The organism is Myxococcus sp. CA039A (assembly GCF_013336645.1).
Lineage (GTDB): Bacteria > Myxococcota > Myxococcia > Myxococcales > Myxococcaceae > Myxococcus > Myxococcus llanfairpwllgwyngyllgogerychwyrndrobwllllantysiliogogogochensis.
The window spans coordinates 1-9,546 of the sequence record NZ_JABUMQ010000385.1 but is presented as its reverse complement, the minus strand read 5'-3'; the positions used below and the strand labels follow the sequence as shown (position 1 = coordinate 9,546).

Genomic DNA, 9,546 nt, shown 5'->3' with positions numbered 1-9,546 from the left:
CGCCCCACCCGCGTCAGCTCCTGACGGAAGTAGCGCGTGAAGAGCGTCTCCAGCGCGGGCTCCGACGTGTCGTTGCCGAAGATGGGCGCGCACACGGTGTTGACGCCCGCGGGCAGGCCCGAGCCGCGCGGCGTCAGGCGATAGCCACACCCTGAAAACAACGCCGAGCAACCCGTCAGCAACACGGCCAGGTGGAGACGCCGTGAGGCACTCCTGAAGGGAAGCGACATGGCCGGCACCCTACCCGCCCGAAGCACTCCGTCAAGCGCGAGGGCCGTCGGGCGGCTCCGATGAGGGCGCGGTGAGCACGGCCCCGCTCGCATCCCTCACCACGACGCCTCGGGCCTTCACCGCGCCCGCCAGCGTGCTCCAGGCGCCCAGCAGTCGCGCATCCCGCTCAGAGCCCCGCCGCGCCAGCCCCAGGGGCCAGCGCAGCCGCCCTCCGGTGGACGTCTCCAGCACCAGCGCGTGCACCCGACACACCGCCGCCAGCAGGCCACCCAGCGCCGCCAGGCCGAACATCACGAGCTTCAGCGGGAGCCCCACGGCCACGAACCCCACCACCGCGAAGCCGCACAGCACCAGGGCCTCGAAGAAGGGACGCGACTCCAGCGTCAACGCCCGGAGCTGGATGAGCTCCACGATGAGCGGGGGGACGGCGTCGGCCGCGCGGTAGGTGAGGCGCCCGCCCTCTCCGACGAGGGAGCGCCCTCCCCCCAGGTCCGCCGAAAGGAAGGGCCCGAGCGGTGTTGGCATGGGCGCCTCCGGGAGCGGGGCGCCGCAGGAGATGCACCGCGCGCCGCCCGCCGGTTGGGGCTGGCCGCACGCGGTGCACATGACGAGGACCTCGGCGGGCACCCAGGGTCCCCGCTCAGCCGACGACGAAGTTCACCAGCCGCTTGGGCACGAAGACGAACTTGCGCAGCGTCTTGCCGGTGATGGCGGACTGCACCCGCTCATCCGCCTCGGCCGCCGCGCGCACGTCCGCCTCTCCCGCGTCCGCCGCCACGCGAATCTCCGCGCGCAGCTTGCCGTTCACCTGCACGGCGTAGGGGATGACGTCGTCCACCACCAGCGCCGGGTCGAAGTCGGGCCACGGCTGCGCGACGGTGAGTTCCTTGCTCCCGTAGGCCTCCGCGATTTCGTCCGCGATGTGCGGCGCGAAGGGCGTGAGCACCACCGCGAGCAGGCGCACCGCCTCCGCCATGGCAGCCTTCTCCGCGGGCGTCTCCGGCGTCCCCGTCGCGGACAGCGCGTTGAGCCCCTCCATGATGCCGGCGATGGCCGTGTTGAAGGACAGCCGCTCGATGGCCTCCCCCACCCGCTTCAGGCACTTGTGCGCCGCGCGGCGGATCTCCAGCGCCTTGCCCTCGAAGGGGCCGTCATGCGTGGCACCCGCCACGGAGGCGTGGTGGGTGGAGGCCAGCACCCAGACTCGCTTGAGGAAGCGGAACACGCCCTCCACCTGATCGTCTGACCAGTCGAAGTCGCGCTCCGGCGGGCCAGCGAACATGACGTATGCGCGCGCGGTGTCCGCGCCGTACTCTTGGATGATGGAGGCCGGGGCGACGACATTGCCCCAGCGCTTGGACATCTTCCGGCCATCCGGACCGTTGACGATGCCCTGCGTAATCAGACGCTTGACGGGCTCGTCCACCGGGCTCAAGTCCAGCAGCTTCATCACCCGGGTCCAGAACCGGAAGTAGAGCAGGTGCATGACCGCGTGCTCGGGCCCGCCCACGTAGATGTCCACGGGCAGGAAGCGCTGGGCCTGCTTCGGGTCGAACGGCGCGGCGTCGTAGTGCGGCGACAGGTAGCGCGCGAAGTACCAGCAGGAGTCGACGAAGGTGTCCATCGTCTCCGCCTCGCGCCGGGCGGGGCCACCGCACTTCGGGCACGTGGTGTTCACCCACGAGGCGACCTTCGCCAGCGGGGGCTCGCCCTTGCCGGTGAGCACCTCCTGAACGTCGATTTCCGGCAGCTTCACCGGGAGCTGCTCCACGGGCACGGGGATGCCGTGGCGCTCCGGGTCGCACTTCTCGCAGTAGACGATGGGGATGGGCGTGCCCCAGTAGCGCTGGCGGCTGAAACCCCAGTCCTTCTGGCGGTACGTCACCGTGGCGCGGCCCTGGCCGTCCTTCTCCAGCTTCGCGGCCATCGCCGTGCGCGCCGCCTCGGACGTCATCCCGGTGTATTCACCCGAGTCCACCAGCACGCCGTAGTCGGTAAAGGCGGCCTCCAGCGCGTCGCCCGCCGGGAGCTTGTCGCCCGTGGCCGGCTGGATGACGACCTTCACCGGCAACGCGTACTTGCGCGCGAAGGCGAAGTCGCGCTCGTCGTGCGCGGGCACGCTCATCACCGCGCCCGTGCCGTAGTCGCTCAACACGAAGTTGGCGATCCAGATGGGCACCTGCTGGCCCGTGAAGGGATTGACGGCATGGGCGCCCGTGAAGATGCCCTCCTTCTCCGTGTCCTCTCCCGTCCGCTCCGTCTTGGACTGGGCCGCCATGCGCTTGACGAAGGCGTCCACGTCCGCGCGGCGCTCGGGCGTCGTCACCTGCGCCACCAGCTTGTGGTCCGGCGCGAGCACCACGTAGGTGCAGCCGTAAATGGTGTCGATGCGCGTGGTGAAGACGCGCAAGGAGGCGTCATGGCCCTGGATGCGGAAGTCCGCCTCCGCGCCATCCGAGCGGCCAATCCAGTTGCGCTGCATCGAGGTGATGCGGTCCGGCCACTCCTTGAGCGTGTCCAGCGCGTCCAACAGGTCCTGCGAGAAGCGGGTGATTCGGAACGCCCACTCGGGCATCTCCCGGTCCACCACGGGCGACGAGCAGCGCTCGCACACGCCGTCCTTCACCTGCTCGTTGGCGATGACGGTGTGGCAGCCGGTACACCAGTTCACCTTGCTGAAGCGGCGATAGACGAGCCCGCGCTCCAGCATCTTGATGAAGAACCACTGGTTCCAGCGGTAGTACTCGGGCTGGCTGGTGTTGACCTCGCGCTCCCAGTCGTAGCTGTAGCCGAGGCTCTTCATCTCGTGCTTGAACGAGACGATGTTCTCCGCGGTGCGGATGGCCGGGTGCACGCCGTCCTTGATGGCCGCGTTCTCCGCCGGCAGACCGAAGGCGTCCCAGCCCATGGGATGAAGCACGTCGAAGCCGCGCATCAGGAAGTAGCGCGCGTACACATCCCCGATGAGGTAGTTGCGCACATGGCCCATGTGCATCTTGCCACTGGGGTACGGCAGCATCTCGAGCACGTATTTCTTCGGTGCGCCCGGGCGCTTGCCTGCCCGGAAGATGCCGGCCTCGTCCCAGCGGGCCTGCCACTTGCCTTCAATCGACTGCGGCTCGTAACGCTCGTTCATCGCCATATCCGCTGCGCCTCTTATGGGAGGGCCGGCCCTGGGGGCAACAAGTCTCGCCGGGCCCTCGTGCTCGCCGACACTCGGCGGGGACGGAGCCCTCCCCTCAGGCCGACGAGGCCGGATTTCTCCGGCTGACCTGAGTAAACCCGCGACCGGGGCCACTTCTGTCCCCGTCCAAGCCCCCGTCCGCCCGCTCCGCGCCTGCACGCGACGCGCTCGCCGCGCGCGCTGGGGGCCCGACCCCTCGCGCCAACGCGAGCCGCCACGGGCCGACGTGCGGGCTCTTCCGCGGGCCAGGCACCACCCATCCCGACGGGTTGGCCTCGGGGAGATCCACGATGTCTCCAGCCAGGTAGGGACGTGCTCTCCCCCTGTCGTGAGGCGGATCGCGCCCCGCGTCACCGCCGACTCGGTACGAGATCGGAATATTTCCGTTTGGATGGATTTGGCCAACATTCTTGAAAAACAAGGCTCGCCATTGACTGGTTCAGTTCAGACGGTGACGATTCGCGCCCACGGCACCTGCTGGGGGGGCCGTACCTACCGTTCGTTGCGAGGAAAGATCCGAATGACGCTTAAGAGAGCGTTGATTCCGGGGTGCGTGATCGCACTCTTCTCGTTGGAAACAATGGCGCAGGAAGCGAGCCCGCCTGCTCCGGAACCGCAGGCGCCCGCTGCTCAGGCCCCCGCGGTACCGGCGCCCACGGCTCCGGCCAGCACCGCTCCAACGGCTCCCGCGCCGGCCGCCGCGCCCGCTCTGGGTCGCACCGTGAAGGGGCGCGTCGCGGACCGTCTGACGAACGAGGGCCTGCCCCTGGTTCGCGTCATCATCAAGGGCACCACGCAGGGTGTGGAGACGGAGCTGGACGGCACCTTCTCGCTGCCCAACGTCCCGGCGGGCTCGGTGACGCTGCTCTTCTCCAGCCAGGACTACGGCGAGAGGGAAGTGCGCGTCGGCGCCGCGCAGAGCGACGTGACGGTGGCGCTCGACAACATCTTCTCCGAGGAGATGGTCGTCGTGGGTCGAGCCTCCGAGCTCGCCCGTAAGCACCTGGCCAACTCGGTCGCCTCCGTCAGCGCCGAGGAGATGAACCGCGCCCCCGCGCAGACCATCGACCAGGCCCTCCAGGGCAAGGTGGCCGGCGCCAACATCCAGCAGAACTCCGGCGCCCCGGGCGGCGGCATCCAGATGCGCCTGCGCGGCGTGTCCACCATCAACGGCTCCACGGCGCCGCTCTACGTCATCGACGGCGTGCTCGTCAGCGACGTGGCCATCGCCTCCGGCGTCTACGTGGTGACCGACTCCGTGGGCGGCTCCAACCCGAACCCCACGCAGGACAACCAGGTCAACCGCATCGCGGACATCAACCCCAACGACATCGAGAGCATCGAGGTCCTCAAGGGCGCGTCCGCGGCCGCCATCTACGGCTCCAAGGCCGCCAACGGCGTCATCATCATCAACACCAAGCGCGGTCGCGCCGGTGAGCCGAAGTTCGAAATCACCCAGCGCGTGGGCATGTACACGCTGGCCAACAAGCTCGGCAGCCGCCGCTTCGAGACCGTCGAAGAGGCCGTCGAGCAGTTCGGCCCGAACGCGGCCCAGTACTACACGGGCAAGACGTACGACCACGAGGCCAAGCTCGCGGGCCGCAGGGACCTGTCCACGGAGACGCTCGCCAGCGTGAGCGGCGCGTCGGGCAGTACGAAGTACTTCGCCTCCGCGATGCTCCGCAGCGACGAGGGCATCATCGCCAACACGGGCTACGACAAGCAGTCGTTCCGCCTGAACCTGGGTCAGTCGCTGGGCGATGCGGTGGACATCAACGTCGCCACCAACCTCATCCACACGTTGGGCCGGCGCGGCCTCACCAACAACGACAACCAGACCATCACCAACTACATGGTGCTGCCGAACGTGCCCGAGTTCCTCGACATGGAACCGAACGCGCAAGGCGTGTACCCCGTCAACCCGTTCCTGAGAAACGGCGCCAACCCGCTGCAGACGTCCGCGCTGGTGAAGAACGACGAGGACGTGTGGCGCTTCATCGGGTCCGGTGATGCCACCATCCACCTGTGGAAGAACGACGAGAACCACCTGCGCGTGCTCGCCAACGCGGGTGTGGACCGCTTCCAGCAGGAGAACCGGCTGCTGTTCCCGCCAGAGCTCAACTTCGAGCCGGCGGACGACACCTTCCCGGGCACGTCGCTGTTCGGCACCAGCCAGGTGCGCAACCTGAACGGTGGCCTCAACCTGGTGCACTCGTACAAGCCCGCCTCGAAGTTCCTCACCGCCACGACGTCCGGCGGTGTGCAGTTCGAGGAGCGCCGCATCGACTCCACGTACGTCGTCTCCGAGAACCTCAACGCCGGTCAGCCCGGCGTGGACAACGGCACCGTGATTGGCGTGCGCGACACCTCGACGCACATCCGGGACCGCGGCTACTACGTCCAGGAGGAAATCGTCACGTTGGACGACCGGCTCACCCTGGTCGGCGCCATCCGTGGTGAGCAGAGCAGCGCCAACGGCAATCCGAACAAGCTGTTCTTCTACCCGAAGATGGCGTCCGCCTACCGCATCCCCCTGGCGGTCCCGGTCATCAACGAGCTCAAGGTCCGCGCGGCCTACGGCGAGACGGGCAACCAGCCGCTGTACGGCATGAAGTTCAGCGGCATGAGCGCGCTGGGCAACGTGCAGGGTACCCCGGGCCTCGTCGGCACGGGCGTCGCCGGTGACCCGAACATCCGTCCGGAGCGCCAGCGCGAAATCGAGGCCGGTGTCGACGCGCTGATGTTCGGCGGCGACGTCATGGTGGAGCTGTCGGTGTACCAGCGCGCCATCAGCGACATGCTGCTGCAGCGCGCCCTGCCGAGCTCCACGGGCTTCACCACCCAGTTCGTCAACGGCGGCTCGCTGCGCAACCGCGGCATCGAGGCCATGCTCCAGGTGACGCCGGTGCGCGGGGCGCTCGAGTGGACGAGCTCCGCGACGTTCGCCCTCAACCGCAGCAAGGTGACGAGCCTGCCGGCGGGGCCGTTCCAGGCGGGTGGCTTCGGCAACTCCCTGGGCGCGTTCTTCATTGAGGAGGGCTCGTCCGCCACGCAGATTGTCGGCAACGTCGGCCGCGACGAGAACAACGTCCCCATCGTGAAGAAGATTGGCGACACCGAGCCGACCTTCACGCTCGGCTGGGCCAACACCCTGCGCTACTCGGACCTCACCCTGTCCTTCCTGTGGCACTGGCAGCAGGGCAGCGACGTCATCAACCTGACGCGCTTCCTGTATGACGGCGCCGGCACGTCCGTGGACTACGAGACGGCGGGTCGTCAGCGCCTGCAGGACCGCCGCAACAACGCGGGCATCTACGTGGAGGATGCGTCCTTCGTGAAGCTGCGCGAAGTGACGCTCAGCTACAACCTGCCCAAGGGCTGGGTGTCCGCGATTCCGAAGCTGCAGAACGCGCGACTTAGCCTGAGCGGCCGCAACTTGCTGATGTTCACCAGCTACTCGGGTCTGGACCCCGAGGTGAGCAACTTCGGCAACCAGGCCATCGCTCGCAACATCGACGTCGCCCCCTTCCCCCCCAGCCGCAGCTTCTGGACGTCGCTCGACGTCGGGTTCTAAGGCCATGAATATCTACCAGACGAAGAAGACCGTGTTGGCGCTCTGCGCCGTACTGGGCCTGGGCGGCTGCGGCAGCCTGGACATCGGTGACCTGAACAACCCCAGCCTGGACGAGTTCAAGAACAACCCCACCAGCTCCGCCGTCAACAGCGCGTCCACAGGCCTGCTGCTCGGACACCGCGCGGGCGTGGCGATTCAGAACGGCTACGTCGCGCAGTTGGGTACCATCGGCCGCGAGGCGTACGTCTTCGACCCCGCGGATCCTCGCACTGTGGAGGAGATTCTCGGGCCGACGCTGGACCCGGGCGCTGGCGCCTTCGGCGGCAACTTCTGGGCGGCCCCGTACTCCAACATCCGCAACGCCAACACGGTGCTGGCGGCGCTGGACAAGGTCGCGGCCTTCTCGGACGAGCAGAAGGAGGGCATCCGGGGCTTCACGAAGACCATCCAGGCGCTCGACTTCCTGGTGGTCATCAACACCCACGACACCAACGGCGCGCCCATCGACGTGGACCTGCCGCTGGGCCAGCTGGCGCCCATCGTCGGCAAGGACGAGGTGTTCACCCGCATCGCGACGCTGCTCGACGAGGCGGCCACTCACCTGGACAACGCGGGTGGCTCGTTCTCGTTCCGGCTGACCACCGGCTTCGCGGGCTTCGACACGCCGGAGAAGTTCCGGAAGTTCAACCGCGCCATCAAGGCGCGCGTGTCCGTGTACATGGGCCGCAACGAGGATGCGCTGACGGCGCTGAGCCAGTCGTTCATCGACGCCACCGCGCCCGCTGAAGACGGCGCGAAGGCGGCGGCGCTCGCTTCGCTCAACGTGGGCGTCTACCACGTGTTCCGGGCGGCCTCGGGCGACGTGGACAACAACCTCCTGAGCCTCACCATCGTCGCCCACCCCTCCATCGAGACCGATGCGCCGCGCCAGGCGAACGACGCGCTGGATGACCGGGTCACTCGCAAGACGGCCAAGCTGGACGAGCCGGCGAGCGCCGCGGGTGGCCGGCTGACGGCGGACCGGGGCTTCACGCTGTACCCGTCGGCGGAGTCGCCGGTGCCCATCATCCGTAACGAGGAGCTCATCCTCCTTCGCGCGGAGGCCAACATCGGCCTGGGCCAGATTGGCCCGGCGGCGGATGACCTCAACTACATCCGCACCCGCTCCGGCCGGCTCTCGCCTCGCGCGGACATCACCGCCGCGAACGCCCTGGACGAGCTGCTGGTGCAGAAGCGCTACTCGCTCCTGTTCGAGGGCGGGCACCGGTGGATCGACATGCGTCGCTACAACCGGCTGAACGATCTGCCCCGCAACCTGGACGCCAGCTACGGGCCGCACGAGCGCTACCCCATCCCCGTCGCCGAAATCAACGCGCGACAGTAGGCCGCCGCACCGGGCCTCCAGGGTTGATTCCTGGAGGCCCTCGTCATTCCCGCTCCAGGCGCGCGGCACTGCGCTCGCCTGGAGTCGTGGTCAGCGCCGATGCATCAACGGGCCTTCGGCAACCCGGCGCGCTCCGCCACGAGCGCCCCCAGCGCGGACCAGTCGAGGTCTCCGTGCCCCTGGGCCACGCCACCGAGGTACTGGTCCCTCACGAGACTGGCCAGGGGCATGGGCACCTCCGCCGTGCGCGCCGCCTCCAGCACCAGCCCCACGTCCTTGAGCCCCAGCCGCATGGCGAAGCCCGCCGGCGAGTACTTCTCCTCGGCGATGGCCTGCGCATACCGCTCGAAGATGGGCGAGCGCGCGAAGACGGCCTGGAACAGCTCCAGGAACTGCTTCGGCTCGATGCCTGACTTGCGCGTGAAGGCGAACGCCTCCGCGAGCGACTCCAGCATCGACGCGATGAGGAAGTTGCCGGAGAGCTTCACCACGTTGGCCATGGAGGCCTGCTCCCCCAGCACCGTGAGCCCCCGCCCCAGCGCCTCCAGGAGCGGCCGGCAGCGCTCCACGTCCGCCTTCGTGCCCGCTGCCACCACCCAGAGCTGCTTCGACTCCGCGGCCTCGGGACGGCCGAACACCGGCGCGGCCACGTAGCCCTGGTCCGCGCTCGCGTGCGCGTCCGTGAGGCGCTGGGAGAGCGCCACGGAGATGGTGCTCGACGAGACATGCACGGCGCCCTTCGAAAGCCCCGTGACGATGCCCTGTGGGCCCAGCGCCACGGCTTCCGCCGCGCTGTCGTCCGCGAGCATGCTGAAGACGACCTCCGCGCCCCTGGCGGCCTCCGCCGGCGACGCCACCACGCGGGCGCCCTGCTTCACCAGGGGCTCGCCGCGCGCCGGAGTGCGGTTCCACACCGCCACCTCGTGCCCCGCGGAGAGCAGACTCTTCGCCATGGGCAGCCCCATGTTGCCCAGTCCCACGAAACCCAGCTTCATGTCGCGCTCCCGTCCCTTCGGTCCGCGCCACCCTGCGCCCCGCTTCCGGACGCCGCAAGCACCCTGTCAGCGCGCGTCCAGGAACAAACGCCCGGGCCTACTCCGGGCGGTCCTCGGAGACATCCAGGTGTTCGAAAGCGCGGCCCAGCGTGAGCACGCCCAGGCCCACCTCCCCCGC

At 68.7% G+C, this 9,546-nt stretch carries 5 protein-coding genes and 1 pseudogene; 2 read left to right on the top strand and 4 right to left on the bottom strand.

Annotated elements, in window-relative coordinates:
- From HR086_RS40700 to leuS, 3 genes and pseudogenes are all read right to left on the bottom strand, one after another.
- Positions 1-230, bottom strand: a pseudogene (locus HR086_RS40700) (hypothetical protein); the annotation flags it as partial.
- A 31-nt stretch (positions 231-261) separates the two neighbouring features.
- Positions 262-756 (bottom strand): hypothetical protein, encoded by a 495-nt coding sequence (locus HR086_RS40695; protein WP_174468297.1) that lies wholly within the window; start codon positions 754-756, stop codon positions 262-264.
- Positions 757-871: 115 nt separating this feature from the next.
- On the bottom strand, positions 872-3,373 hold the full coding sequence (leuS, locus tag HR086_RS40690; protein WP_174468296.1) for a leucine--tRNA ligase: 2,502 nt from the start codon (positions 3,371-3,373) through the stop codon (positions 872-874).
- Between the two features lie 763 nt (positions 3,374-4,136).
- Here leuS and HR086_RS40685 point away from each other — a divergent pair.
- Both HR086_RS40685 and HR086_RS40680 read left to right on the top strand, forming a co-directional pair.
- Positions 4,137-6,989, top strand: a complete 2,853-nt coding sequence (locus HR086_RS40685; RefSeq protein ID WP_373564413.1) for a SusC/RagA family TonB-linked outer membrane protein — start codon at positions 4,137-4,139, stop codon at positions 6,987-6,989.
- A gap of 4 nt (positions 6,990-6,993) precedes the next feature.
- Positions 6,994-8,373, top strand: coding sequence for a RagB/SusD family nutrient uptake outer membrane protein (locus HR086_RS40680; RefSeq protein WP_174468294.1), 1,380 nt, complete (start codon positions 6,994-6,996; stop codon positions 8,371-8,373).
- A 104-nt stretch (positions 8,374-8,477) separates the two neighbouring features.
- On the opposite strand, the gene HR086_RS40675 is transcribed toward HR086_RS40680, so the two are convergent.
- Entirely contained in the window at positions 8,478-9,368 is an 891-nt protein-coding gene (locus HR086_RS40675; protein ID WP_174458873.1) for an NAD(P)-dependent oxidoreductase, read from the bottom strand.
- Between the last annotated feature and the right edge of the window lie 178 nt (positions 9,369-9,546).

Excerpts from the sequence above, each read along its gene's own strand:
- HR086_RS40675 (WP_174458873.1), bottom strand. The coding sequence starts at position 9,368 with ATGAAGCTGGGTTTCGTGGGACTGGGCAACATGGGGCTGCCCATGGCG.
- leuS (WP_174468296.1), bottom strand. The coding sequence starts at position 3,373 with ATGGCGATGAACGAGCGTTACGAGCCGCAGTCGATTGAAGGCAAGTGG.
- HR086_RS40695 (WP_174468297.1), bottom strand. The coding sequence starts at position 756 with ATGCCAACACCGCTCGGGCCCTTCCTTTCGGCGGACCTGGGGGGAGGG.
- HR086_RS40680 (WP_174468294.1), top strand. The coding sequence starts at position 6,994 with ATGAATATCTACCAGACGAAGAAGACCGTGTTGGCGCTCTGCGCCGTA.